This window comes from Anaeromyxobacter sp. K (assembly GCF_000020805.1).
Lineage (GTDB): Bacteria > Myxococcota > Myxococcia > Myxococcales > Anaeromyxobacteraceae > Anaeromyxobacter > Anaeromyxobacter dehalogenans.
The window spans coordinates 1047618-1070130 of the sequence record NC_011145.1 but is presented as its reverse complement, the minus strand read 5'-3'; the positions used below and the strand labels follow the sequence as shown (position 1 = coordinate 1070130).

The window sequence follows — 22513 nt, the reverse complement described above, 5'->3', positions numbered from 1 at the left end:
TCACCCGCCCCACAGCCCCCAGCGCCCGGCGCCCAGCACCGCGGCGGCGATGGCGGCGTTCGCGACCGCGTGCGCCAGCACGGCGTCGCCGAGGCGGCCGCGCCAGCGGCGCACGCCGGCGAAGACCAGGCCCGCCGCCGCGCCGAGCAGCCACTCCGAGTGGATGGCGCCGAACGCGAGCGAGGACCCGAGCGCCGCCGGCCAGCTCCAGGCGCGCGGCGGGACGTCCCGGAAGCCGGGCGCGACCAGCCAGGGCAGCAGGAACCCGCGGAACGCGAGCTCCTCCACCACCGGCACCAGCAGGCAAGCGCCGGCCACCCTCGCCGAGATCCACGCGGCGCGCTCCGCCGGGCCCATCCGCGCCAGGCCCTCGGAGATCGCCGTCCCGTCGCCGCCGGCGAGCGCGACCCACGCGGCGCCCACCGCGAGCCCGGCCGCGATCGGCAGCAGCGCGGGTGCGAGCGCCGCCACCGGCAGCCGCCGGCGGACCGCGAGCAGGACGCCGGCGCCCGCGGCGATGCGGAGCCCGTAGAGGCGGTCGAGGCCGTCGCCCGCGAGCATCGAGGTGGCGAGCGCGGTCGCGAGCGTGGCCACGAACGGCGCCGCGTACGCGCCCGCGCCGGGCGGGACGCCGGCGGCCGCGCTGCCCTCCGCGTCGGCGGGGCGAGCGAGCCACCGCGACCGCTCGGCGATGGCCACGCTGCCGAGCGCGATGGCGATGAAGAACGCCCAGCCGAGCTTGGAGTGGAAGCCTCCGAACGCGAGGTCCGGGCGACCCGCGGCCGCGAGCAGCGTCAGGGCCGCGACCCGCAGCACGTTGCCGGCGAGCGCGGCCGCGGCGCCGAGCGGGAGGAGGACGAGGGCCCGCTCCCACCGGATCCGCTCGCGCGCGAGCGCGATCCAGACCGCCTGGAACAGGACCACCAGGCCGATGCCGTCGACGCCGGAGCAGACGGGCGCGATCTCGATGCGCAGCCCGCTCGCCCAGATCACGCTGCGGGCCGGGTCCACCTGGATCTCGGCGCCGGCCGCCGACGCCAGCGCGCCGGCCGCGTGCAGCGTCACCGCCGTGAGCGCTCCCCACAGCCCCTCCGCCGCCGACGCCGCGCGCCAGGCGAGCAGCCCCACCGAGAGCGCCACCAGCGGCGCCAGCCAGCGCCGCGCCAGCGCGGCGAGCAGCCACCCGAGCGGCGCGGCAGCGCGCAGGGCGAGCAGGCCCGTGGCGGCCGCGCAGGCGATGAACCCCGCCATGCCCGCGGGGGACGGCGGGGGCGCGCCGGGGCGGAGGAGCGCCACCGCCGTCGCGGCGGTGACCGCGTAGGCGCCGGCCTGGAGCGCGAGCGTGGGCCAGGGCCGCCAGGCCGGCAGCGGCGGGAGCGGGGCCGCACCCGTTCCGCCGCGCGACTCGCCGCGGGCGATGAGCCAGCCGGCGGCGGCGGCGCCGAACAGCACCGGCCCGAGCATGCGCAGGGGCCGGACCAGGGTCATGGCCGGGCCGGCCATGGGCAGGTCGACGAGCAGCGACAGGCCGAGGTACTCCGCGGCCACGATCACCGCCGGGACCGTCCATCGGACGCCCCCCCGCAGCCGCGCGACGCGCAGGCCGCGGCCGCAGGACCTCGCGGCGACGCCCGCGCCCGCGCTCATGCGGCCGTGCTCAGCGGCGACGGCGGCGCGCCAGCAGGATGCCGCCGCCGGCGACCAGGGCGGCGATCACGCCCGCCGCGGACGGATCGAGCTCGGGGACGCCGATGCCTCCCGACTCCCCGCCGCCGCCGTGGCCCGCGTTGCCGCCGCCCACGTCGACGCCGCCGACCCCGCCGGAGCCCCATCCACCGCCGGTCCCCTGGGTGCCGTCGTTGCCCTGGCCGACGCCGCTGCCGTGGTCGCCGCCGTTGTGGTGACCGACGCCGTTCTGCTCTCCCTGCTCGCCGGCGCGATCGCCGGCGGGCGCCTCGCCCTGCGCGTCGCCGGCGAGCGGCTCGCGCACGGACGGCACCCCGGGATCGGCCGGCGCCGTACGCCCGGCGCGGTCGGCGACCGGATCCGAACGGCTGGCGCCGTCCGGCCGGAACTTCTCCCGCGCCGTTGCATCCCCGGACCAGAGCAGCAGCGCAGCGACTGCGGACGCTCCCAGCGGCACGAACGAGAACCGCATGTCTGAATCCCCCGGGCGCCCACGGTGGCGCCAGTACGGGGAGTCTGGATCCCGCACGTCGCCGGCACAATCCCGAACGCGAGCGACAGCGGGTGGGGCTGCGCGCCCCGGAGCATTCCCGCGTATCACCCACCGTACGGGTGCGCGCAGGGGCGCGGCGCCGGGTTACACCCGGAGAAAGGCGCGCGATCGCGTGCGCCTGCGGAGGGACGACCCGATCAGTTCCCGCCCGCCAGGCGCGCGGCCTCGGCCGCGTGCGGCCCGCGCGGGCAGAGCTTTGCGTAGGTGCCCAGCTTGGTCTTCGCGTCCGCCAGCTTGTTCGCGTCGTGCTCGAGCTTGCCGGCGCCCCACAGGGCCTCGCAGCTCGCGGGGTCCTTGTCGAGCGCCTTGCGGTACAGGTCGGCCACGACCTCGGCGCGCGCGCCGCGCGCGCGCTCCACGTCCGCCATCTCGACGTAGGCGGCGGCCGCGCCGCCGGCGCCGCCCTGGCCGTACTCGTCGATGGCCTGCGTCAGCTCCACCAGCGCGCCGGGCACGTTGTTGCGGTCGCGGTGCAGCCGCGCCAGCGCCACCCGCGCGTCGGGGAACGGCTTGCCGAGCGCGATGGCCTTCTCGTACTGGCCCCGCGCCAGGTCGGCGTCGCCCGCGGCGCGGTACGCGTCGCCGAGCAGCAGCGCGAGCCGCGGGCTCTCGCCGACGCGCGCCACGGCCCGCTTCAGCGTCTCCAGGGCGCGCTGCGCGCCGCCCTCCTGCGCGAGCTGCGCCCGCACCAGGTCGGCGTAGAGCGACACGCGGCGGTCGTCGAGCGACACGGCGCGCTGGAACGCCTCCACCGCGCCGGCGGCGTCGCCGGCCCGCTGCTTGCGCTGCCCCACCAGCCACGGGATCTCCGGGCTGGCCGGGTCGAGCTTCGCCGCGGCCTGCTCCTCCGAGGCCGCCTCGGCGGCCTTGCCGTGCGCGGCGAGCACGCCGGCGCGCACCGCGTGCGCCAGCGCCTGCTGCGGCTTCGACGCGCCGGCCTGCGGCGCGAGGACCAGCGCGGCGGCGCGGGCCGCCTCGTCGAGCTGGCCGCGGCCGAGCACCACCAGCGCCTTGCCCAGGATCGACGGGAGGTGCTCCTTCTGGATCCGCAGCGCGTAGTCGTAGTAGCCAGACGCCTGCAGCTCGTAGCCCTCGCCGCGCCGCCGGAACTGCTCGGCCAGGAGCCAGGCGGTGCGCGCGTCGCCGGGGTTCGCCTTCTGCGCGCGGGTGAGCGCGTCGCGCGCGGCGTCGAGATCGCCGGCGCGCAGCTGCACCGCGCCGAGCACCGCGAGCAGGAACGGGCTCTGCGAGCCGTCCTCGCCGCCCAGCACCGCGTCGAGCGCCTGCTTCGCGCCGGCCGCGTCGCCCGAGCTCGCGCGCAGGTACGCCTCCGCCGCGACCAGGTGCGAGTGGCGCCCGAGCTTTCGCGCCGCGTCCACGTGGCGCATCGCCTCGTCGCGCACCGCGTCGCCGTCGCCGTGCTCGGCCCAGCGGATCGCGTCCACGTACGCGAGAAACGCGTGGCCCGCGAGCGCGTCGCGGTCGCGCTTCAGGATCTCCTGGAGCTTCGCCGCGGCCTCGCCGTAGGCGGCGTAGGCGTCGCGATCCACGAGCTCGCGCGTCTCGCGGAGCAGCCGGTCGATGGCCTCGATGCGCTCCTTGCGCGCCTTGCTGTACAGCGCCCAGCCCCCCAGCGCGACGGCCAGCGCGGCGGCGAGCGCCACGGTGGCGACGATGGGCCCGCGCCCGGCGCGCTTCGGCTGCTGGCGCGCGTGCGGGATCTGGAACGTCTGGGTGCCGTACTTCTCGGCGAGCTGCTGCGCGTACGCGGCGCCGCTCGCGCGCGCCGGCGGCGGGGTGGGCAGCGGCACCTCCTCCGATCGCTCGCGCGGAGCCGCCGCCGGCGCCTGCGCCGTGACCGGCGGGGGAGCAGGCGGGCGCTGGCCCGGCGCGGCGACGCGCGGGGCGACGGGTGGCCCCCCTGCGGCCGCCGCCGGCGCGGCCGGCCGCGGAGGCGCCGCCGGCGCGGCGGGCGCCGCGGGGCCGACCCCGTGCTTCTCCAGCAGCGCACGGATCTCCGGATCGTTCGGCGCGGCGTCGGCGGCGCGGCGCAGCGCCGCCTCGCCCGCCTCGCGCTCGCCGAGCCGCAGGTGGAGCACGCCGGCGAGCTGGTTCGCCGCCGCGAAGGTCGGGAAGGCCGCGAGGACCGCGCCGAGCTCCTCGAGCGCCTTGCGGTCCTTCCCCTGCTCGGCGTAGACGCGCGCCAGCAGCACCTTGGCGGCGGGATCGTCCGGGTGCGCCTTCACGCCCTTCTTGCAGACGACCATCGCCTCCATGAAGCGACCGGCGGCGAGGTATGCCTCGGTCAAGGGACGATAGGCGTCCGAGCCGGGGTCGGAGGCGAAGGCGTGCTCGAGCGCCGACAGCTCGGCGGGCGTGAGTGGCTTTCCAGGCGTGCGCATGGGGGAGACCAAGATAGCATCGAGGCCGGTGGGGCAGACGGTGCTTGACACCCCCCCGCCGGAACCGCTAGAGAAGGCGTCCCCTGACCTCGGGGAAGTCTTCGTGGGGCTGTAGCTCAGCTGGGAGAGCGCTAGAATCGCACTCTAGAGGTCGTCGGTTCGATCCCGATCAGCTCCACCAATCTCGAAGGGCCCGGCGGCGACGCCGGGCCCTTCGTCTTTGCGGGGAGGGCCGCCTGCGTGCCCCTCCTACCGGCGCGCCGGATCGGCGCCGCCCTCCGACACGAGCTGGACGGTGCGGGTCGGGAACGCGAACGAGGATCCCGCCCCCTCCACCGCCTCCATGATCTGCAGCAGCACCTCGGTGCGGATCTCGCAGAACTCGTTCCAGTCGGTGGTCTGGAACCAGGCCAGCACCTCCACGTTGAGCGTCGAGTCGAGCAGCGCGGTGAAGCGCACGCCGATGCCGTCGGGGTGGACCCTGGGATGCGCGCGGAGCAGCGCGTCCACCCGGCGGATCACCTCGCGCATCTGCGCGGCCGAGGTCGAGTAGGACAGCCCGAGGTTGAGCGAGAGCCGGATGCGGTCGCGGGCGCCGAAGGTCTCGCTGCGCATCTCGGAGAGCTTCCCGTTCGGGATGGTGACGAGCGTCCGGTCCAGCGTGCGGATGCGCGTGGAGCGCATGCCGATCGACTCCACCGTGCCGGTGACGCCCTCCACGTTGACGTAGTCGCCCTGCCGGAACGGCTGGTCCACGCCGATCGACACCGAGCCGAACAGGTTCTCCACGGTCTTCTGGGCGCCGAACGCCACCGCGATGCCGCCGATGCCGAGGCCGGCGAGCAGGCTCGCGACCTGGAACCCGAGCTCGTTCAGGACCGAGATGAGGCCGATGGCGACCACCGCCGCCTTCGCCATCTTGCGGCCGACCGGCAGGAACGCGGCCAGCCCCGGGTTCGTGGCGGTGCGCGGCGCCAGCGCCATGGCCTGGAACGCGACGCCCACCGAGCGATAGGCGCCCCAGAACACCACCAGGAACGCGACGGCGCGCAGCAGGTGGTGCACCACCGTGGCGGCGCCGTCCGGCAGGACCAGCCACGGGAGCATCGCGGTGACCAGGCCGACCGCCCACAGCGCGGTGAGCGGGCTGGCGATGCGCTGCAGCAGCAGGTCGTCCCAGGTGGTGCGGGTGCGCGCGGCGAGGTGGCCGAGGCCCTTGCGCGTGAGCCACCCGAGCACGGAGCCGAGCGTCACGGCGATCAGGACCACGCCCGGCATGGCCAGCCACTGCCACCAGAGCAGGCCGCGCGGCCCGCGCTCCCGGAGCGGCGCCGGCAGGTGCGCCTCGAAGAACGGGCGGGCCTCCGGCTCGGGCTCGACGCGCACCTCCACGCGCGGCGCGCGCGCCGGTGGCGCGGCCGGGTCGCGGGGGGACGCCGCGGCGGGCGGGGCGCCGGCGGCGGCACCCGGCTGCGCGGCGGCGGGCGCGGCGAGCACGGCCGCGAGCGCCAGCGCGGCGGCGCGGGCGAGGGCGAGGGAGGATCGCGTCATGGCGGGGGAGGATAGCGCGGGCGCGCCCGGCGCGGCGGGTTACATTGGCGCCGGAGGAACCGGATGGCACGCATCCCGATGGAGGCTTTCGAGGAGGGCACCGAGATCGTGCGCGTCTACCTGGCCGCGCGGCTCGAGGAGGCGCAGGAGGTGGAGCGTGCGCTCGACGGCGCCGGGCTGGAGTACGGCGCCGAGACCGAGGACCTGGCGCCGCCGAGCGCGTTCCGCGCGCGCCGCCAGGGGGTCGGGTTCTGGGTGGACGCGCCCGACGCGGACCGCGGCGTCGAGGCGCTCGAGCGCGCGGGGCTGGTGCAGGGCCTCGTCCGACGCTGAGCGGATCGACGCCGGGCGTCAGGCGCGGGCGCGCGGCAGCGGCTTGCCCTTCTCGAACGCCGCGTTCTCGCCGAAGCGGGCCACGATCTTCTTCTTGGTGTCGAGGCCGGTCGCCTCGATGACGAAGTTCGGCACGCGCCGCGCGCGGGCGTCGGCCACCCAGCGGGTGATCTCGACGCGGCGCCGGCTGGAGCGCGCCGGCCGCCCGGCGCGCCCGGCCGCCATCTCGCGCTGGATGCCGTCCTGCACGAGCTCGCCGACCTGCCGGGCGATGGCGGCGGAGATCCGCTCTACCACCCGGTCGGCGGTCTCGCGGATGATGGCGTCGATGGAGGTCTCGCGGGCGGGTCTCGGCATGGGCGTTTCCCTCGGGTGTGGACGAAACATAGTCCATCCGCATTGATTGTCCACGCTCCCTTCGCCCTTTGTTTGCGCGAACGATTGCGCGTCGGACGCCACATTGCCGCAAAGTCGCCCCCCGGGCGGGGTTCGGCCACCTGCCCCCACATGCGCGCCGGCACCACGAGGCGGCGCGCGCGGCGGCGGGTCGCATCCCCAGGCGTGCGGCGCGTCACGGACGGCGCGCGGCGCGCCGGCCGGCCGCACCCGGGCGCGCCCGCAGGCGCGCGAGCGCGCGCAGCAGGTCCGGGCGCTCGGTCAGGACCGGCCCGAGCGGATCGCGTCCGAGCCGGGCCGCGCGCGCAGGCACCGTGCGCACGGTGAACCGCGCCGGGTCCAGGCGGGCGGTCACCTCGCTCCAGCGCAGCGGCGTGGACACCGGCGCCCCCGGCCTCGGGCGCACCGTGTACGGCGCCGCGATGGCCGTCCCGTGGCCGTTCCGCAGCGGGTCGAGGTGCACGCGGCCGCCGCGCGCGGCGGCCGTGCGGGCGGTGGTCGCCAGGTCCGGCAGCTCGGCCTCCACCGTCCGCGCCAGCAGCTCGGCCAGCGTGCGGGCCTGCGCGTGCGTGAGCTGCCCGCCGAGCGGGACGAGCACGTGCAGCCCCCGCTCGCCGGTGGTCTTGACGTGGCTCGGCAGCCCGGCGGCGTCGCACAGCGCGTGGAGCGCGCGCGCCACCCGCACCACCTGCGCGAACGGCGCGTCGCCCGCGTCGAGCTCCAGCACGCACCAGTCCGGCCGCTCCAGCGCGCCGGCGCGGCCCGCCAGCACGTCGAGCGGGATCGCGCCCTGGTCCACCAGCCAGGCGAGGCCGTCGGCGTCGTCCACCACGAGGTGATCGAGGGTGCGGCCCCCCTCCCCCGCGTGCACCGTCGCCGCGCGCAGCCAGCGCGGCCGCCACGCCGGCGCGTCCTCCTGCAGGAAGCTCCGACCGTGGATGCCGTCCGGGAACCGGGTGAGCACCAGCGGACGATCGGCCAGGTACGGCAGCATGAACGGCGCGATGGCCCGGTGGTACGCGACGAGCTCGCCCTTCGTGATCCCGTCCTCCGGGAACCAGACCTTCTCCGGGTGGGTCACGTTCACGGTGCGTTGAACCGGGACGGCGCCGGTCGCCGCCGGCGCGTCGCCCCGGGGCCGCGGCGCGGGCGGGCGCGGGGCCGGGCTCCGGGCGGCGGGGACGAGGACCCAGTCGGCGGATCGGCCGGACCGGTACGGCGCCGCGGCGCGCCGCGCGAGCACGCCGGGGAGGCCCCGGCCCGCCGCCTCGCGGTGGAGCGCCCTCCCCTCGCGCTCGACGTGGCCGGCGAAGCGCACCGAGCCGACCGCGGGCGCGACCTCCGCGAGCAGCCGCTTGCGGTCGGCGAGCGCCAGCCCGCGCAGGTCGCGCCCACCCAGGGCCAGCAGGTCGAACGCGAACAGCGTCGCCGGCCGCTCCAGCGCGGCGCCGGCGGCCGCGCTCGCGCCGGTGCGGAGGCGAGCCTCGAGCGCCTCCGCCGACGCCCGCCCCTCCTCGTCGAGCACCACCAGCTCGCCGTCGAGCACCGGATCGCCCGGCAGGAGCGCCACCGCGAGCGCCACCTCCGGGAAGCGCGGCCCGAGGTCCTCACCCTGCGGCGAGCGCAGCACCGCCCCGGTGCCCTCGCGGCGCGCCGACACGCGCTGGCCGCCCTGCGCCACCTCGAACAGCCAGCCCGCGCGGTCGAACGGCGTCCGGCGCGCGCCGGGCGTCATCGGCGCGGGCCCTCGCCGCGGGAGCGGACGCGCCGGCGCGCCGAGGCGCGCGGCCTCGCGGGCCGCGGCCTCGGCGCGGCTCGTGCCGGCCGCGAGCTCCTCCACGGTGCGCCCCGAGAGCACGGACGCCTCCGGGAACGGCCGCCCCGGCCCGGCGAACGGATCGCCGCGGTGCTTCAGGAGCAGCCACTGGCGCTTCCCGCCGTCCCCGGCGCGGGTCCGGACCAGCGTCCACTCTCCCCGCAGCTTGTGGCCGCGCAGGCGGAACACGAGCTTGCCGCGGGCCAGCCCGTCCTCGGGATCGCCCACCGGCCACCACCCGCCGCGATCCCACACGATCACCGCCCCTGCGCCGTAGTTGCCCGCGGGGATGATCCCCTCGAAGTCCGCGTACTCGACCGGGTGATCCTCCACCTCGATGGCCATGCGCCGGTCGGAGGGATCGGCGGAGGGGCCCTTCGGCACCGCCCAGCTCCGCAGCGTCCCGCCCAGCTCGAGCCGGAAGTCCCAGTGGAGGCGACGGGCCGCGTGCTTCTGGACGACGAACGCCCGCGCCGGACCGGAGCCGTCCTCGCCGGGCGCACCGCCGCCGAACGGCTCCGGCGTCCGGCCCGGGTCGCGCATGGCGCGGTATCGCTCCAGCCGGTCGGGCACCGCAGCTGATCTAGCCCTCGGACGCTCCCGGGGCCCGCGCTTCCCAGAGCCGCCGCGGCGTGCGAACCTCCGCGGACGTATGTGGGGTTACCGCACCCGCGACGTCGCCCGCATGCTCGGCCTCCCACCGGCGGAGGTCCGGCGCTTCGCGCGCGCCGGCTTCGTGGCGGCGCGGCGCGGTCCGGGCAACGCGCTGCGCTTCTCGTTCCAGGACCTCGTCCTCCTGCGCGCGGCGGCCGGGCTGGTGCAGGCGCGGCTCCGGCCGGCCCGGGTGCGGCGCGCGCTGCGCCGGCTGGCGGCGCAGCTTCCCGAGGGCCGCCCGCTCGCGTCGGTCCAGGTGGCCGCCGAGGGCGGGCGGGTGGTCGTGCGCGACGGCGGCGCGCGGTGGCACCCGGACACCGGGCAGGTGCTGCTCGACTTCGAGATCGGCGAGCTGGCCCGGCGCGTGGCGCCGCTGGTGCGGGCGGCGGCCCGGCGCGGGCGCGGGCTGCGGCCGCTCGACGGCGAGGCGTGGTTCCGCTGGGGCCGCGACCTGCACGACGTGGCGCCCGCCGAGGCGCGCACCGCGTACCGGCAGGCGCTCGGGGTCGAGCCGGACCACGCCGGCGCCCACCTGCACCTGGGACGGCTGCTGCTGCGCGACGACGGCGACGCGCGCGCGGCGGAGCTGCACCTCCGGCGCGCGCTCGAGGATCCGGCGCTGCGCGCGGGCGCGGGGGTGGAGCTCTCCGCGGCGCTCGAGGCCCAGGGGCTCCTCGACGAGGCGCTGCTCGCGTGCGCCCGCGCCATCGAGGCCGACCCGGCGCTCCCGGACGCGCACCGCGCCGCGGCGCGGCTGCTCACGCGGCTGGGCCGCGCCGAGGATGCCCGGCGGCACCTCGACGCGGCCCGCGATCGCGGCTAGACCCGCGCCACGACGGGGCGGTCGCGGATCACGAACCGCCGCTCAGGGCGTGCCGGGCGGACGGCGCGCCGCGCGCTGCCCGTCCTGGCTGCGCTTGAGCGCGCGCGCCGCGGCGAGGTGCGCCTCGGCCACGTTCTCGGTGTCGTCCAGCCACTTCTTCAGGCGCGCGTCCTGGCCCGGCGTCCGGTTGCGCATCGTCTTCAGGTCCTGGACGTAGCGCTGCTCGACGTCGATGGCGGCGCGGACCAGTTCCCGGTCGAACGCGTCGCCCTGCACCGCGCGCAGCCGGTCCATCATCTGCTGGTGCCCGGCCCGCTCGTGCTCGGGCAGGGGCAGCGTGGCCACGTCCTGCCCGCGCTCGCGCACCAGGGACGCCAGCTCCCCGTCGACCCGGCGGGCGTCCTGCTCGAGCGTGCGGCCGAAGTCCTTCACCGGCTGCGAGCCGCCCTGCTGCTGCGCGAGCTGCCCGGCGTCCACCTCGAACGCGTTGCGCAGGTGCAGGGTGGCGAGCGTGTTGCGGGCGTCCTCGGTCAGCGCCGGCTGGCCTGCCGCCGGCTGCCCGGGCGCCGCCGTGATCGGCGGCGTGGTGGCCGGCGGTTGCCGCGGGATCGGCCGCGGCGTGCCCGGCGTCTGGGCGCCGGCGGCGCCGGCGGCGATCGCCAGCGCCGCGCCGAGCGCGAGCTTCGAGATTCGTACGATCATGCGTGTCCCTCCTCGCTGGAGAGGATGGGGACGCCGGCGAGCCCCGGCACGCTCCGTCGCGGCGCCCACCCCGCCGGCGGCGGGGCGGGCGGTTTCTCAGGGCCGCGGCAGCGGGGGGCGCGGCGGCACGGCGCCCCCCATGCGCGGCGGGGCCATGGCGGCGCTGCGCACCGGCTCCTCGGCGCGCGCGGTCTTCAGCACGTTCATGGCCGCCGCCACCATCGAGCCCACGTCGGAGAGCGTGGCCGGCAGGATCACCGTGTTGTTCACCTTCGCGAGCTGGCCGAACTGCTCCACGTACTGCTCGGCCACCCGGAGCTGGACCGCCTCCACGCCGCCCGGCCCGGAGATCGCCTCGGCCACCTTGCGCAGGCCCTCGGCGGTGGCGTGCGCGACCGCGAGGATGGCCTGGGCCTGGCCCTCGGCCTCGTTGATCTGCTGCTGGCGCGAGGCCTCGGACTCCTTGATGACCTGCTGCTTCTTGCCCTCGGCGTTGTTGATGGCGGCGTCGCGCTCGCCCTCGGAGGTGAGCACCACCGCGCGCTTCTCGCGCTCGGCGCGCATCTGCTTCTCCATGGCGGCGAGCACGTCCTGCGGCGGGGTGATGTTCTTGATCTCGTAGCGCAGCACCTTCACGCCCCAGGGCCCGGTGGCCTTGTCGAGCTCCGTGACGACCATGGCGTTGATGTGCGAGCGCTCCTCGAACGTCCGGTCGAGGTCGATCTTGCCGATCTCGGAGCGCAGCGCGGTCTGCGCCAGCTGGCTGATGGCGTAGTAGTAGTCCGCGATGCCGTAGGACGCGCGCTGGGCGTCGAGCACCTTCAGGTAGAGGATGCCGTCCACCGCCACCTGCACGTTGTCCTTGGTGATGCAGATCTGCTCGGGGATGTCGACCGCCTGCTCCTTCAGCGTGTGCCGGTAGCGGATGACGTCCGCGAACGGCAGCAGGACGTGGAAGCCGGCGTCGAGCACGCTGTGGAACCGGCCCAGCCGCTCCACCACGTACGCGTTCTGCTGCGGCACCACCACCGCGGTCTTCACCACCACGAACACGGCGAAGGCCGCGACCACGATCGCGATCATCAGCCCGGCGCTCATCGGCTCCATCCCGTCCTCCTGGACCTCGTGCGCGCCGTCAGGCGGCGCGGACCCACAGCAGCACGCCCTCGACCCGCTCCACCCGGCAGCGCTGGCCCGCCCTGAGCGCGTCGCCGCCCACCGCCCGCGCGCGCCAGGGCACGCCGCGCAGCTCGGCGGGCCCCTCGCCGCCGGCGGGCACGTCGCCGATCAGCACGACCTCCTCGCCGACGAGCGAGTCCACCGCGCCCCCCGGGCGCCGCGACAGGCGGTCCTGCAGCCGGCGGCGCAGCGTCGCGAGCAGCGCCAGCGAGACGGCGGTGAACAGCAGCCACTGCCCGACGCGGCCCAGGCCCGCCGCCGCGGCGGGCGCCACCACCAGCGCGCCCACGCCGAAGAACAGCGCGAACAGCCCGCCCGGCGTGATCAGCTCCACCACCAGCAGGCCGATCCCGGCCAGCACCCACATCCACCAGTCCATGCGCCCCTCCGACCGCCCGGATGCTAGCAGACGCGGGCCGCCGGCGCGCGGCGGCGCGGGCGCGGCCCGGCTGCCGCCCGGCGGCGGCTAGAGCTTCACCTGCAGCTCGTAGCGCCGGTTCTTCGCCTTCTTCGCCGGCGTGTCGTCGGGCTTCACCAGCGGCTTCTTCGAGCCCATGCCCACCGACTCGATCTCCGCCTGCGGGATCCCCCGCGCCACCAGCTCCTTCTCGATCACGGCGGCGCGCCGGGCGGACAGCTCCTGGTTGTGCGCGGCCGAGCCGGACGTGTCGGTGTGGCCGGAGACCACGAACTTGAAGTTCTTCACGCCCGCGCCGTTGAGGCGCTTCTTCGCGTCCACCAGCGCGTTCGAGAGCCGCTTCATCTTCTGGTCGCAGCCGGGCTCGAGCTGATCGGTGTCGGTCTTGAAGGAGCACTGGTTCTTGCGGCCCTCCTCCAGCAGGCGGCGGTTGATCTCCTTCTCGAGCTTCCCGACGGTGGCCTGGCCCGCCGCCTTCTTGGCGGCGTCCCAGGGCACCTGCGCGGCCGCGGGGGCGGCGAGGGCGAGGGTGATCACGGCGGCGAGTGCGAGGCGGGTCATGTCGGGCTCCTTTGCGCGAGGCGCGGATCTTCTACGCCGGACGGGGGCGCCGCAAGCGCCGAGCGCGTTCCGAGGGCGCCGCGGTGGGCCCCGGACCCACCTGCACCGGCGGCGGCGAGCGCGGACGCGCGCGCGTGGTGGAGGCCGGGCGGGCTCCCGCCGGCCAGGCGCCGTGCGCAGGATGTACGCGTCACGGAGGTGGGCCATGGCGCGACGGGTTTCGAACACGACGACGGATCACGACACGATCCGCAGGTGGGTGGAGGAGCGCGGCGGCTGGCCGGCGTCCGTCAGCGGCACCGAGCGGGGCGACGAGACCGGCATCATCCGCATCGACTTCCCCGGCTACAGCGGCGAGGGGAAGCTGGAGCGGATCTCCTGGGACGACTGGTTCGAGAAGTTCGACGAGGCGGACCTCGCGTTCACCTACGAGGAGACCACCGCCGGCGGGCAGCGCTCGAACTTCAACAAGCTCATCGGGCGCGAGACGGCGGCGGCACGGGCGCGCGGGCAGCGGACGTCGCGCCGCGCCAGCCGCGCCGGCGGCGCGCGCCGCGGCGGCGCCCGGACGGGCGCGCGGGCGCGGAGCCGCACGGCGGCGGGGCGGGCCGGGGCGCGGGCAGCGCGCGGGGGCACCGGACGCACGCGGAAGGCGGCGCGCGCGGGCGCGTCGCGGACGTCGGGTGGCGGGCGGAGCGGCGCGCAGGGCAGCACGCGCGGCCGGACGGGCGGGCGCCGCACGGGCGAGACGCAGGGGCGCCGCCAGGCCTCCCGCGCGGAGGCGGCCCGCACCACCACGCGGCGCGGCGGCACGTCGCGCTCGGGCACCGCCCGCGGCAAGTCGCGGAGCACGTCGCGCGGCAGCTCGCGCGGGACCTCGCGCGGCGGGTCTCGGTCCGGGGGCTCGCGCCGGGGCCGCGCGCGCGGCCGCGGCCGCGGTCAGGCGTAGCGCCGCACCATCCGCGCGCAGAAGTCCGCGTACTCCTCCGGCTCGCGCGGCGGGCTGGTGTGATGCGGCTTCAGCCCGCGGTGCTCCGGCGTGAAGCAGAACGTGACCGTCACCTCGAACGGCTCGAGCGCGCGCATCTGCCGGTCGAACCAGGCCTCCCAGCCCGGGCGGAAGCTGTCCGCCCAGGACAGGCCGGTGCGCAGGTGGCGCACGCCGAGGTCCTTCAGCCAGCGCACGCCGGCGTCGAGCCGCGGGTCCTCGAAGTGGAACCACTGGCAGATGCCCAGGCCGGGCGCGAGCGCGGGGAACGCGGCCAGCGCCGGCTTGGGCGTGCCGTCCTCGCGGATGAGCCCCATGTAGAAGTGCCGGTAGTACGACGAGCCCTCCGCCTCGCGGTGGCGGGTGGTGGCGGGCCAGGCGCGCGGCAGGTCGAACAGGCTGTACCAGTGGATCCGCGGCGCCCTGCCGAGCAGCAGCTCGGCGGTCCGGCGGAGCCCCCACTCCTGCACCTCCTCCGCGCCGAAGGACGAGACGCCCACCTCCGAGACCCACACCGGCAGCCGCACCGCCGAGGTGATCTCGGCGAGGCGGGCCGGCCACTCCTGGATCTGCCAGTGGTTCCAGTCGAGCGGGAAGCCGTGGACGGCGACCGCGTCCACCTCGGCGAGCGCGCCCTGGGACTCCACCAGGCGCAGGAACCCGGCGTCGATGGGCGAGGTGCCGCCCAGCACGCGCGTCAGGCCGGGGCGCTCGGCCCGCACCGCCGCGCCGGCGAGGCGCACCATCTCCGAGAAGCGGCGCCAGCCCGGGTCCGCGTCGAAGTCCCAGTGCGACAGGTTGTTCGGCTCGTTCCAGAGCATCACCGCCTCGATCACGGCGCACCTCCGTCGCGCGGCCGCGCCGGGTACACCGGGCCGCCGAAGGCCTCCGGCTCCGCCAGGCGGCACAGGTACACCTCGGTGCCCGGCACGGGCTCGGGGGCGAAACCGGCCGAGCGGAGCATCGCCTCGGCGCAGGCGCGGTTCGGGATCCACCAGTTGGTCTCGTCGTGCGCGTAGCGCCGCTCGACGAAGTGCAGCTTGGGCCAGGCGGGGTGATCGAACACCTCGCGCTCCTCGAACGGATAGTCGGCCTCCGCCGGGAACCGGCCGTTCGACCCGCGCAGCATGCTCTGGAACACGAGCAGGTCGCCGACCGCGTGCGCCCGCAGGAGGTCGAGCGCGAGCAGCGGGTGCCGCAGGTGGTAGAGCACGCCCATGAACAGCACCACGTCGAACCGCTCGCCGAGCCCCGCGACGTCGTAGACCGACAGCTCGCGGAACTCGATGTCGAGCCCGGACACCTCGGCGGCGAGGCGTGCCTGGGCCAGGTAGCGCGGATCGAAGTCCACGCCCAGCACGCGGTCGGCGCCGCGCCGCTTCATCTCGAGCGAGAAGAAGCCGGCGTTGCAGCCCACGTCGAGCACGCTCCTGCCCGAGAGGTCCTGCGGGAGCGCCGGCGCGATCGCCCTCCAGACCAGGCCCGGGTAGTCGCCGAGGAAGTGGTCCGGCGCGGTGCGCACGCCGTTCAGCTCGAGGTTGTGGAACCACGGCGAGAGCGCGCGCACGCGCGCCTCGAGCTCCGCTCGCGTCATCCGCTCACCCCATCCCCGGCGCCGCGCCGGCGTCCTCCGGCTCGGGCTGCGGCCCCTCGCGGAGCAGCCGCAGCGCCTGCCGGTACCCGTCCAGCGTCCCGACGTCCACGTAGGCCCGGCCCCCGCGCACGGCCTTCGCCGCACCGCCGCGCTCCAGCCAGGCGTTCACCAGCGTCCCGACGTACGCGTCGACCTCGCCGCGCTCCACGAACAGCGCGTGCAGCTCGGCGAGGACCGCGCCGGTCAGCTTGAAGCCGCCCCACACCCAGCCGGTGGACGGCGCCGCGGCCTTCACCTGGATCTCCCGCACCGCGCCGTCCGGCCCGCTCACCACCGCGTCGAACAGCTCCGGTCGCTCCACCGGGAAGCACAGGAACGCGAGGCCGCCGCCCGGGAGCGCGCGGAAGCCGTCCGCGGGGAACCAGACCGTGTCCGGCAGCCCGACCAGCACCTCGTCCCCGGGCGCCACGAACGGCAGCGCACGGAACAGCGCGTCGCACAGCCCGGCCGGCCGCGGCTGGACCACGTAGCAGATGCGGGCGCCGCCGACGGCGCCGCCGAAGTACTCGACGATGTCCGACTTGCCCGGCGAGATGACGAAGCACAGCCGGTCGGCGCCGCCGCGGAGCATCCGCTCGACCAGGTACTCCGACACGGCGCGCGGGCGCTCGCTGCCGTCCACCAGGCGGCTCCCCACCGGCAGCAGCTCCTTCGAGAACGCCAGCGGCTGGATCCGGCTCCCCACGCCCGCCGCCGGCACGATGCCCCACGTCATCCGGCCAGCCCCTCCGCCGCCGCGTCGAGCGCCGCGGTGGCCCCCCGGGTCCCGCCGGAGTCGCTCCCCGCGCGCGCCTCCGCCCCCGCCGCCGGGGGCGGCGCGAGCCGCTCGCTGCGCCGGGCCGCCTCGCACAGGCGGACCAGCTCCCGCGCGCGCGCGGCGGCGGAGTGCTCGTCGAGCGCGCGCTCCCGGGCGCGCGCGCCCATGCGGGCGAGCCGCTCGCGCGGCAGCTCCACCGCGGCCACCGCCTCGCGCGTCGAGCGGGCCACCAGGATCTCCTCGCCCGGCGTGAAGAACGCGTCCAGGCCGTCGAACCAGTCGGACAGCACCGGCACGCCGCACGCGGCCGCCTCGAACAGCCGCCCCGACGGACAGTGGCCGAGCGCCGCCATCTCGGCGCGCGTGACGCTGAGCGTGAGCGGCGAGGAGCAGAAGAACGCGGGGTGGAGCGAGGGCTCGAGGTGCCGCACGTAGCGGACGTTCGGGCGCCAGGGGAAGCGATCGTCGTACATCGAGCCGGCGAGGACGAAGGTGCGATCCGGGAGCCGCTCCGCCGGGCCGAGGAACAGCGCCTCCAGCAGCGCCTGCCGCGACGGCGCGTAGGTGCCCAGGTACGAGAGGTCGCCCAGGAACGGGCGGACCGGGCGCGAGGGGCGGTGCACCTGCGGATCGACCGAGCCGTAGAGCGGCGCGACCCGGCGGGCGCCCAGCAGCCCCGCCAGCGCGCCGAGCGCCCGGCCGCCGGTGAACGAGAGCACCAGGTCGTAATGGCGCAGCCCGCGGGCCCCCAGCCACTCGACCGGCTGCCCGCGCCGCGCCCGCTCCAGGGTGACCCCGGTGTCCATGTCGTAGTAGGCGCGGAGCGCCGAGCGGGCGGAGAGCACCCGATCGCCCGCCTCCACGCCGTCCGGGCAGTACGACGTCACCATGGCCACGTCGGCGGAGGCGATCGCCTCGTCCACGCGCGCGCGCACCTCCGAGAGGTCGCGATAGATCACGAGCTCGCCGGAGGGGAGCGTCCACAGGTCCCGGTGCGCCGCGTACCAGGGCTGGTCGCGCTCGAAGAAGTCGAGCCGATGCCCCGCGCGCGCGAGCGCCCCCGCCAGCGCGCGCCACAGCGTGGCGTGCCCGTTCCCCCACGAGGAGCTGACGGTCAGCCCGAAGACGACGAAGCGCACGCCCTGGAGTCCCCTCTCCGCCCCCGCGCTGCGGGCCCTCAGCCGGAAAGCTAGGGCGGACCCACACCGCCCACCACCGGCCCCACGACCGCGCCGCCGCCCGGGCGCCGGCTGCGGCGCGGCCGCGATGGGGTGCGCATGCTCTCCGGCGCGAGCGAACGGGAGGGACCATGGCGGAGGGACCGGTGAAGCGGAAGGGCGAGCAGGCGCCGCGGGAGGCGGCGGAGCAGGAGCGGGAGCGTGGCGTGCCCGGCGAGGCCGGCCGCGCGGCGCGCGAGGGGAAGCCGTCCGGGGGCGAGCGCGACCACGAGGCGTCCGACGCGCGCGAGGACGAGGGCTGGTCGCAGCCCGAGTCGTCGGCGCAGAAGGACCCCGAGCACCGGCAGCGCTGAGAGCACCTGAAACCATCCCCTCCCGTCGCCGCGGCGGCCGATCCGCGTCGCATCGCGTCGTTGCTCCTCCCTCACATGCCGACGGGCATGCTCGGTCGTCGCGCCTCGCGCTGCTCGCGTCTCGACCGCCTGGCTCGGTCCGGGGATGGATTCACGCGCTCTGACGGCCGCGCGCGGCGCGGCAGGACGCAGCAGCCCCGCCCGGCACGCGCCGCGGCGGGCCGCCGCTGCCATGATGGCCGCGCGGTTCCGCACGGAGGTCGAGGATGGCGCGCGAGGGCTCGGGTGGATTGCTTCCGGAGGGTGAATCCCTGCGCCGGGCGCTGCGCTGGCTGGACGAGCGCGCGCGCGAGGCGCCGAACGTCGATCGCGCCGGCGCCATCGCCGAGGCGGGACGGCGCTTCGACCTGACGCCGCTCGAGGAGGAGTTCCTGATCCGGAGCTGGCGATCGCCCGGGGCGGCGGGCGGCTGACGCCGCCTCGCCGGACGCAGAGGAGGAACCGCCCCCCGGCTCGGAGCTCCGGGGGACGGCTCCCATCCGCGGCGCGCGACCAGGGAGAGTGCGCGCGCCGCGGCGCTGCTCACTTCACTGCGAGCGACGGGACGGTCGCACCCGCCGGCGCGGCCGGCCCGTGCGCGGGGACGCCCTGCACCGCGGTGCCGCCGAAGTCGTAGCCCAGCACGCCCATCTCGCCGAGGTCGGCGCCGGCGATCTCGTCCTCCGGCGAGATGCGGTTCCCCACCACCTTGCCGATGATCCAGAACGACGCGGCGGCGACCGGCGCCACCCAGGCGATGTTCGCGAGGATGCCGATCACCTCGGCGACGAGCTGGCCCGCGTCCCCGTAGAACAGGCCGGTCACGCCCCGCGCCACGCCGTTCAGGCCCTGGCCGTAGGTGCCGTTCGCGAACAGGCCCAGCGAGAGGATGCCCCACGCGCCGTTGACGCCGTGCACCGCCGACGCGCCCACCGGGTCGTCGATGCGGAGCTTCGTGTCGATGAGCACCGCGGCCAGGATCACCAGCACGCCGGCGATGGCGCCGATGAGCGCGGCGGCCCAGGCGGAGACGAACGCGCACGGCGCGGTGATCGCGACCAGGCCGGCGAGCATGCCGTTCGCGAGCCAGGACGGATCCGCCTTGCCCCACCTCGCCTTCACGTAGAGGTAGGAGGCGAACGCGCCGGTGGCGCCGGCGATCATGGTGTTGACGGCCACCACCGTGAGGCGGGTGTCCATGCCGGACAGCGTCGAGCCGGCGTTGAAGCCGAACCAGCCGAACGCGAGGATGAACGTGCCGGTCATGACCTGCGGGATGTTGTGCGGCGGGATGGGGTTCACCCGGCCGTCCGCCGTGTACTTCCCGATGCGCGGCCCGATCATCTTGCCCAGCACCAGCGCGATCACGCCGCCGGTGAGGTGCACCACGGAGCTGCCGGCGAAGTCCACGTGCCCGTGGCCGAGGCCGAAGTTGGTCCCGAGCGCGGACAGCCAGCCGCCGCCCCACACCCAGTTCCCGTAGATCGGGTAGATGAGCATCGAGATCACGAACGAGAAGATCACGAACGAGCTGAACTTCCACCGCTCGGCGCACGCGCCGGTGGGGATGGTGGCGGTGGTGTCCATGAACACCATCTGGAACAGGAACATCGCCGCCACGCCGGCCGTGTAGGTGGAGAGCGGGTGGAGCATGAAGCCGCTCATCCCGAACAGCCCGAACGACTTGCCGAAGAGGGTGACGGTGAACTCCTTCGCGAGGATGGCGTCGCCGCCGAACACCGCGCCCACGCCGCCCATCTGCAGGCCGAAGCCCACGAAGAAGAAGCCGATGATGCCGATCGCGTAGACGAGGAAGTTCATGCCCATGGTGTGGGCCACGTTCTTCGCGCGGGTGAGGCCGGTCTCGACGAGCGCGAAGCCGGCCTGCATGAACATCACCAGGAAGCCCGCCATCATCGTCCACACGATGTTGAGGGCGGTTTGCGTGTCGGCGAGAGCCTTCGCCAGATCCGCGACCGACGGGTTCATGAATGCTCCTCGAAGGAGAAGGAAGACACGCCGGCCCGAGCGCCGGTGCGGCGGGCGGCCGACGGCGACCTGCGGTGCAGCGCGCGTGCCGTCCACCGCGGCGGCCCGCCGCCCCGCGCGAGGCGGGCGCGCTGCATCGTTCACGAGCACCGAGGGGCGGATCCGCTCGCGGCGCGGGCAGCCGGAGGCCGGCGCGGCCTCGCGGGGTGCCCGGCGCCAGGGCTCGAAGCGCCCGAAGGACGGGCACCGGCGCGCCGCGTCGGAGCGCGGGACCGCCGCGGGGCTCAGGCGAGGAGGCGCAGCAGGTCCTCGCGCAGGGCGGCGCGCTCCTGCGCCTCGGACGCCGCGGCGACCGCCCGCTCCAGCGTCCCGGCCGCGTTGCGGCGGAATCCCTTCTCCTCGTACAGCCGCGCCAGGGCGCGCAGGCCCGGCAGGTTCGGACGCAGCTCGACGGCGCGCTCGAGGGCGGTCATCGCGCCGAAGGCGTCGCCGGTCGCGGCGAGCGCCCGCCCGAGCTGGAGGTGCGCCTCGGCGCCGAGCGGGTCGGCGTGGGCCGCGTCGGCGAGGAGCGCCGCGGCCTCCACCGCGCGGCCCTCGTCGAGGAGCGCCCGCCCGCGGGCCACGCGCGCGTCCGCCTCGGGCGCGGGCGCGAGCGGCCGGGACGCGCTCGCCTCGCGCGCGGCCGCCACGCGCCGGGCCAGGTCGTCGAGCCGGAACGGCTTCTCCACGTAGTCCACCGCGCCGTAGTTCTCGCGCGCGTCCTCGGCGAAGCGCCAGCCGCGGTAGATGGCGGTCATCATCACCACGGGGACGTTGCGGGTGCGCGGCGACGAGCGGAGCCGGCGGCACGCCTCGAACCCGTGCAGCCGGGGCAGCATCGCGTCGAGGAGCACGACGTCCGGGAGCAGCGCGTCGGCCCGGGCCAGGGCCTCCTCCCCGTCGCCGGCCAGCTCCACGGCCCAGCCCCTGGACTCGAGCGTGCGCTGCACCAGCTGCCGGATCTCGGGCTCGTCGTCCACCACCAGCGCCAGCGGCCGGGCGTCCGCGCGCGGCGGCAGCGGCTCCGGCGCGCCCACCTCGATCCGCACGCCCGCGTCCGGCTCGTCGGGCAGGAGGTCGGCCTCGAGCACCTCCACCACGTCCAGCGGCTCGTCGGCGGCCTCGCCGTCCGGGAACGCCGCGCCCAGCTCCGGCAGCGGCCCGGCGTTCGCGCCGCGCCAGGACCGCTCGCCCCGCGCGCGCGCCTCGTAGGCGCCCTCGATGGCGCGGTCGAGCGCCGAGCGGATCGCCGCGTACACCGACACCTCGCGCCCGGTCACGAAGCGCAGCTCGGCGACGACGCGGTCGTCGAGCGGGCGCGCCATGGCGAGGTGGATGCGCCCGCCCTCCAGCGAGAGCGGCAGGATCAGGTCCTGCTCGGCCACGGTCCGCGGAACGGCCTCGAGCGCGTCGAGATCGATGGTGGTGCGCGACAGGTCCACCCCGGGCATGCCGAAGCGCTCCGCCAGCGCGGCGGCCAGCGCGCCCTCGTCCACGCCCGCCTCCAGCAGCCTCGACGCGAGCGGCAGCGGCCGATCGCGCGGATCGTGCAGCGCGGCCTCCACCTGCGCGGCGGTCGCCACGCCGCGCCGGACCAGCAGCTCCCCGATGCGCGGAACCACGCCCCCTCCCCCCGACCCGCAGGGCGGGTCGAGCCGGATTCTAGGCGGCGGCGGCGAGCGGCGGCGTCCCACGACGCCGCGACCCTCGACACCCCGTCGTGCCGGCGGGGGAGGTGGTCGCGGGGGGCTTCACCGGCAGCGAATCGCCTCAGCCCACCGTGTCGGCGTAGGTCATCACGAGGTACATGACCGTCTCGACGTCGGCCCGGCTCCGGTACACGTGCGGCGCGTCGGCCTGGAACACGATGGCGTCCCCGGTGCCGAGCTGCTCCTTGCGCCCGGGGACCTCGATCTCCACCGCGCCCGCGGCGACCACGAGGTTCTCGATGGTCCCGGGGTTGTGCGCGTCGGCGCGCTCCACGCTCCCCGGCGCCATGCGCAGCTCGTAGAACTCCACCCGGCGCGGCTCGTCGAACGGGAACAGCGCCCGGGAGGAGTAGCTGCCGTCGTGGCTGCTCAGCACCTTCGCGTGCTCGGCCCGGAGCACGTGCAGGCCGCCGGTGCTGCGCGCCGTGATGAGCGCCGAGAACGGCACGCTCAAGGCGGACGAGATCTTCCAGAGCACGTTGATGGTCGGAGCGCTCTGCCCGAGCTCGATCTGGCCGAGCATGGCGCGCGACACCCCGGAGAGCTTCGAGAGCTTCTCCAGCGACAGGTCGCGCTGGGTGCGCAGCCGGCGGAGGTTTCCACCGACGACCGGCGTCAGGTCCTTGCCGGCGGGCGCCACCTCGCCCGGCTCGGGGGCGGAGCGGGCCTCGGGCGGTGCCGCGGCCGGACGCCGGGATCGCTTCTGCGTGTCGCGGGCGGTCTTCATGAACCG

At 76.4% G+C, this 22513-nt stretch carries 22 protein-coding genes and 1 tRNA gene; 6 read left to right on the top strand and 17 right to left on the bottom strand.

What is annotated here, in order from left to right; translation table 11 throughout:
- The 3 genes from xrtE to ANAEK_RS04670 form a co-directional block, all read right to left on the bottom strand.
- Positions 1–1647 carry an exosortase E/protease, VPEID-CTERM system gene (gene xrtE, locus ANAEK_RS04680; RefSeq protein WP_012525000.1) on the bottom strand — a complete coding sequence of 549 codons (1647 nt, stop codon included), beginning with the start codon at positions 1645–1647 and terminating at the stop codon, positions 1–3.
- A 10-nt stretch (positions 1648–1657) separates the two neighbouring features.
- Positions 1658–2158 (bottom strand): hypothetical protein, encoded by a 501-nt coding sequence (locus tag ANAEK_RS04675; RefSeq protein WP_012524999.1) that lies wholly within the window; start codon positions 2156–2158, stop codon positions 1658–1660.
- Between the two features lie 218 nt (positions 2159–2376).
- Entirely contained in the window at positions 2377–4641 is a 2265-nt protein-coding gene (locus ANAEK_RS04670) for a tetratricopeptide repeat protein (protein ID WP_012524998.1), read from the bottom strand.
- 105 nt (positions 4642–4746) lie between these two features.
- Here ANAEK_RS04670 and ANAEK_RS04665 point away from each other — a divergent pair.
- A tRNA-Ala gene (locus ANAEK_RS04665) sits at positions 4747–4822 on the top strand.
- Between the two features lie 68 nt (positions 4823–4890).
- On the opposite strand, the gene ANAEK_RS04660 is transcribed toward ANAEK_RS04665, so the two are convergent.
- Entirely contained in the window at positions 4891–6192 is a 1302-nt protein-coding gene (locus ANAEK_RS04660; RefSeq protein WP_012524997.1) for a mechanosensitive ion channel family protein, read from the bottom strand.
- A 63-nt stretch (positions 6193–6255) separates the two neighbouring features.
- Here ANAEK_RS04660 and ANAEK_RS04655 point away from each other — a divergent pair, with 63 nt between their 5' ends.
- Positions 6256–6525 (top strand): hypothetical protein, encoded by a 270-nt coding sequence (locus ANAEK_RS04655; protein ID WP_012524996.1) that lies wholly within the window; start codon positions 6256–6258, stop codon positions 6523–6525.
- Positions 6526–6543: 18 nt separating this feature from the next.
- Here the strand turns inward: ANAEK_RS04655 and ANAEK_RS04650 are convergent, their stop codons facing one another.
- Both ANAEK_RS04650 and ANAEK_RS04645 read right to left on the bottom strand, forming a co-directional pair.
- Positions 6544–6882, bottom strand: a complete 339-nt coding sequence (locus ANAEK_RS04650) for a hypothetical protein (RefSeq protein WP_012524995.1) — start codon at positions 6880–6882, stop codon at positions 6544–6546.
- A 214-nt stretch (positions 6883–7096) separates the two neighbouring features.
- The gene (locus tag ANAEK_RS04645; RefSeq protein WP_012524994.1) at positions 7097–9310 is read right to left on the bottom strand and encodes a DNA polymerase ligase N-terminal domain-containing protein; all 2214 of its coding nucleotides are present in this window, start codon (positions 9308–9310) and stop codon (positions 7097–7099) included.
- 79 nt (positions 9311–9389) lie between these two features.
- Here ANAEK_RS04645 and ANAEK_RS04640 point away from each other — a divergent pair, with 79 nt between their 5' ends.
- On the top strand, positions 9390–10214 hold the full coding sequence (locus ANAEK_RS04640; protein WP_012524993.1) for a MerR family transcriptional regulator: 825 nt from the start codon (positions 9390–9392) through the stop codon (positions 10212–10214).
- 42 nt (positions 10215–10256) lie between these two features.
- Here ANAEK_RS04640 and ANAEK_RS04635 read toward each other — a convergent pair whose 3' ends face one another.
- The 4 genes from ANAEK_RS04635 to ANAEK_RS04620 all read right to left on the bottom strand — a co-directional run bounded on the left by ANAEK_RS04635 (position 10257) and on the right by ANAEK_RS04620 (position 13074).
- Positions 10257–10916: a DUF4142 domain-containing protein gene (locus tag ANAEK_RS04635; protein WP_012524992.1), complete on the bottom strand. Its 660-nt coding sequence runs from the start codon at positions 10914–10916 to the stop codon at positions 10257–10259.
- Between the two features lie 96 nt (positions 10917–11012).
- Positions 11013–12023 (bottom strand): SPFH domain-containing protein, encoded by a 1011-nt coding sequence (locus ANAEK_RS04630; protein WP_012524991.1) that lies wholly within the window; start codon positions 12021–12023, stop codon positions 11013–11015.
- A gap of 28 nt (positions 12024–12051) precedes the next feature.
- On the bottom strand, positions 12052–12474 hold the full coding sequence (locus ANAEK_RS04625; protein ID WP_012524990.1) for an NfeD family protein: 423 nt from the start codon (positions 12472–12474) through the stop codon (positions 12052–12054).
- Between the two features lie 87 nt (positions 12475–12561).
- Positions 12562–13074 carry an OmpA family protein gene (locus ANAEK_RS04620; RefSeq protein WP_012524989.1) on the bottom strand — a complete coding sequence of 171 codons (513 nt, stop codon included), beginning with the start codon at positions 13072–13074 and terminating at the stop codon, positions 12562–12564.
- Positions 13075–13279: 205 nt separating this feature from the next.
- Between ANAEK_RS04620 and ANAEK_RS04615 the strand changes: the two genes are divergently transcribed.
- Complete coding sequence (locus ANAEK_RS04615; RefSeq protein WP_012524988.1) at positions 13280–14023, top strand: hypothetical protein; 744 nt, start codon at positions 13280–13282, stop codon at positions 14021–14023.
- Here ANAEK_RS04615 and ANAEK_RS04610 read toward each other — a convergent pair.
- Genes ANAEK_RS04610 through ANAEK_RS04595 form a run of 4 tightly spaced genes read right to left on the bottom strand, consistent with a single transcriptional unit; the run spans position 14014 to position 17612 of the window.
- A complete protein-coding gene (locus ANAEK_RS04610; protein WP_012524987.1) occupies positions 14014–14883 on the bottom strand; it encodes a beta-xylosidase in 870 nt (289 codons plus the stop codon). The genes ANAEK_RS04615 and ANAEK_RS04610 overlap by 10 nt on opposite strands.
- Before the next feature lie 11 nt (positions 14884–14894).
- On the bottom strand, positions 14895–15656 hold the full coding sequence (locus ANAEK_RS04605) for a TIGR04290 family methyltransferase (RefSeq protein WP_012524986.1): 762 nt from the start codon (positions 15654–15656) through the stop codon (positions 14895–14897).
- A gap of 4 nt (positions 15657–15660) precedes the next feature.
- Complete coding sequence (locus ANAEK_RS04600) at positions 15661–16431, bottom strand: sugar phosphate nucleotidyltransferase (RefSeq protein WP_012524985.1); 771 nt, start codon at positions 16429–16431, stop codon at positions 15661–15663.
- Complete coding sequence (locus ANAEK_RS04595; RefSeq protein ID WP_012524984.1) at positions 16428–17612, bottom strand: glycosyltransferase; 1185 nt, start codon at positions 17610–17612, stop codon at positions 16428–16430. Before ANAEK_RS04595 ends, ANAEK_RS04600 begins: the two co-directional genes overlap by 4 nt.
- A gap of 170 nt (positions 17613–17782) precedes the next feature.
- On the opposite strand from ANAEK_RS04595, the gene ANAEK_RS04590 reads away from it, so the two are divergent.
- Both ANAEK_RS04590 and ANAEK_RS04585 read left to right on the top strand, forming a co-directional pair.
- Positions 17783–18004 (top strand): hypothetical protein, encoded by a 222-nt coding sequence (locus ANAEK_RS04590; RefSeq protein ID WP_012524983.1) that lies wholly within the window; start codon positions 17783–17785, stop codon positions 18002–18004.
- A gap of 266 nt (positions 18005–18270) precedes the next feature.
- A complete protein-coding gene (locus tag ANAEK_RS04585; protein ID WP_012524982.1) occupies positions 18271–18477 on the top strand; it encodes a hypothetical protein in 207 nt (68 codons plus the stop codon).
- Between the two features lie 109 nt (positions 18478–18586).
- On the opposite strand, the gene ANAEK_RS04580 is transcribed toward ANAEK_RS04585, so the two are convergent.
- The 3 genes from ANAEK_RS04580 to ANAEK_RS04570 all read right to left on the bottom strand — a co-directional run bounded on the left by ANAEK_RS04580 (position 18587) and on the right by ANAEK_RS04570 (position 22507).
- Positions 18587–20032 (bottom strand): ammonium transporter, encoded by a 1446-nt coding sequence (locus ANAEK_RS04580; protein WP_012524981.1) that lies wholly within the window; start codon positions 20030–20032, stop codon positions 18587–18589.
- A gap of 284 nt (positions 20033–20316) precedes the next feature.
- Positions 20317–21693: a response regulator gene (locus tag ANAEK_RS04575; protein WP_012524980.1), complete on the bottom strand. Its 1377-nt coding sequence runs from the start codon at positions 21691–21693 to the stop codon at positions 20317–20319.
- Positions 21694–21841: 148 nt separating this feature from the next.
- Complete coding sequence (locus ANAEK_RS04570) at positions 21842–22507, bottom strand: helix-turn-helix domain-containing protein (protein ID WP_232288369.1); 666 nt, start codon at positions 22505–22507, stop codon at positions 21842–21844.
- Between the last annotated feature and the right edge of the window lie 6 nt (positions 22508–22513).

Coding starts and splice junctions, on each gene's coding strand:
- xrtE (WP_012525000.1), bottom strand. CDS start 1,647: ATGAGCGCGGGCGCGGGCGTCGCCGCGAGGTCCTGCGGCCGCGGCCTG.
- ANAEK_RS04675 (WP_012524999.1), bottom strand. CDS start 2,158: ATGCGGTTCTCGTTCGTGCCGCTGGGAGCGTCCGCAGTCGCTGCGCTG.
- ANAEK_RS04670 (WP_012524998.1), bottom strand. CDS start 4,641: ATGCGCACGCCTGGAAAGCCACTCACGCCCGCCGAGCTGTCGGCGCTC.
- ANAEK_RS04660 (WP_012524997.1), bottom strand. CDS start 6,192: ATGACGCGATCCTCCCTCGCCCTCGCCCGCGCCGCCGCGCTGGCGCTC.
- ANAEK_RS04655 (WP_012524996.1), top strand. CDS start 6,256: ATGGCACGCATCCCGATGGAGGCTTTCGAGGAGGGCACCGAGATCGTG.
- ANAEK_RS04650 (WP_012524995.1), bottom strand. CDS start 6,882: ATGCCGAGACCCGCCCGCGAGACCTCCATCGACGCCATCATCCGCGAG.
- ANAEK_RS04640 (WP_012524993.1), top strand. CDS start 9,390: ATGTGGGGTTACCGCACCCGCGACGTCGCCCGCATGCTCGGCCTCCCA.
- ANAEK_RS04635 (WP_012524992.1), bottom strand. CDS start 10,916: ATGATCGTACGAATCTCGAAGCTCGCGCTCGGCGCGGCGCTGGCGATC.
- ANAEK_RS04630 (WP_012524991.1), bottom strand. CDS start 12,023: ATGGAGCCGATGAGCGCCGGGCTGATGATCGCGATCGTGGTCGCGGCC.
- ANAEK_RS04625 (WP_012524990.1), bottom strand. CDS start 12,474: ATGGACTGGTGGATGTGGGTGCTGGCCGGGATCGGCCTGCTGGTGGTG.
- ANAEK_RS04620 (WP_012524989.1), bottom strand. CDS start 13,074: ATGACCCGCCTCGCACTCGCCGCCGTGATCACCCTCGCCCTCGCCGCC.
- ANAEK_RS04615 (WP_012524988.1), top strand. CDS start 13,280: ATGGCGCGACGGGTTTCGAACACGACGACGGATCACGACACGATCCGC.
- ANAEK_RS04610 (WP_012524987.1), bottom strand. CDS start 14,883: ATGCTCTGGAACGAGCCGAACAACCTGTCGCACTGGGACTTCGACGCG.
- ANAEK_RS04605 (WP_012524986.1), bottom strand. CDS start 15,656: ATGACGCGAGCGGAGCTCGAGGCGCGCGTGCGCGCGCTCTCGCCGTGG.
- ANAEK_RS04600 (WP_012524985.1), bottom strand. CDS start 16,431: ATGACGTGGGGCATCGTGCCGGCGGCGGGCGTGGGGAGCCGGATCCAG.
- ANAEK_RS04590 (WP_012524983.1), top strand. CDS start 17,783: ATGGCGGAGGGACCGGTGAAGCGGAAGGGCGAGCAGGCGCCGCGGGAG.
- ANAEK_RS04585 (WP_012524982.1), top strand. CDS start 18,271: ATGGCGCGCGAGGGCTCGGGTGGATTGCTTCCGGAGGGTGAATCCCTG.
- ANAEK_RS04580 (WP_012524981.1), bottom strand. CDS start 20,032: ATGAACCCGTCGGTCGCGGATCTGGCGAAGGCTCTCGCCGACACGCAA.
- ANAEK_RS04570 (WP_232288369.1), bottom strand. CDS start 22,507: ATGAAGACCGCCCGCGACACGCAGAAGCGATCCCGGCGTCCGGCCGCG.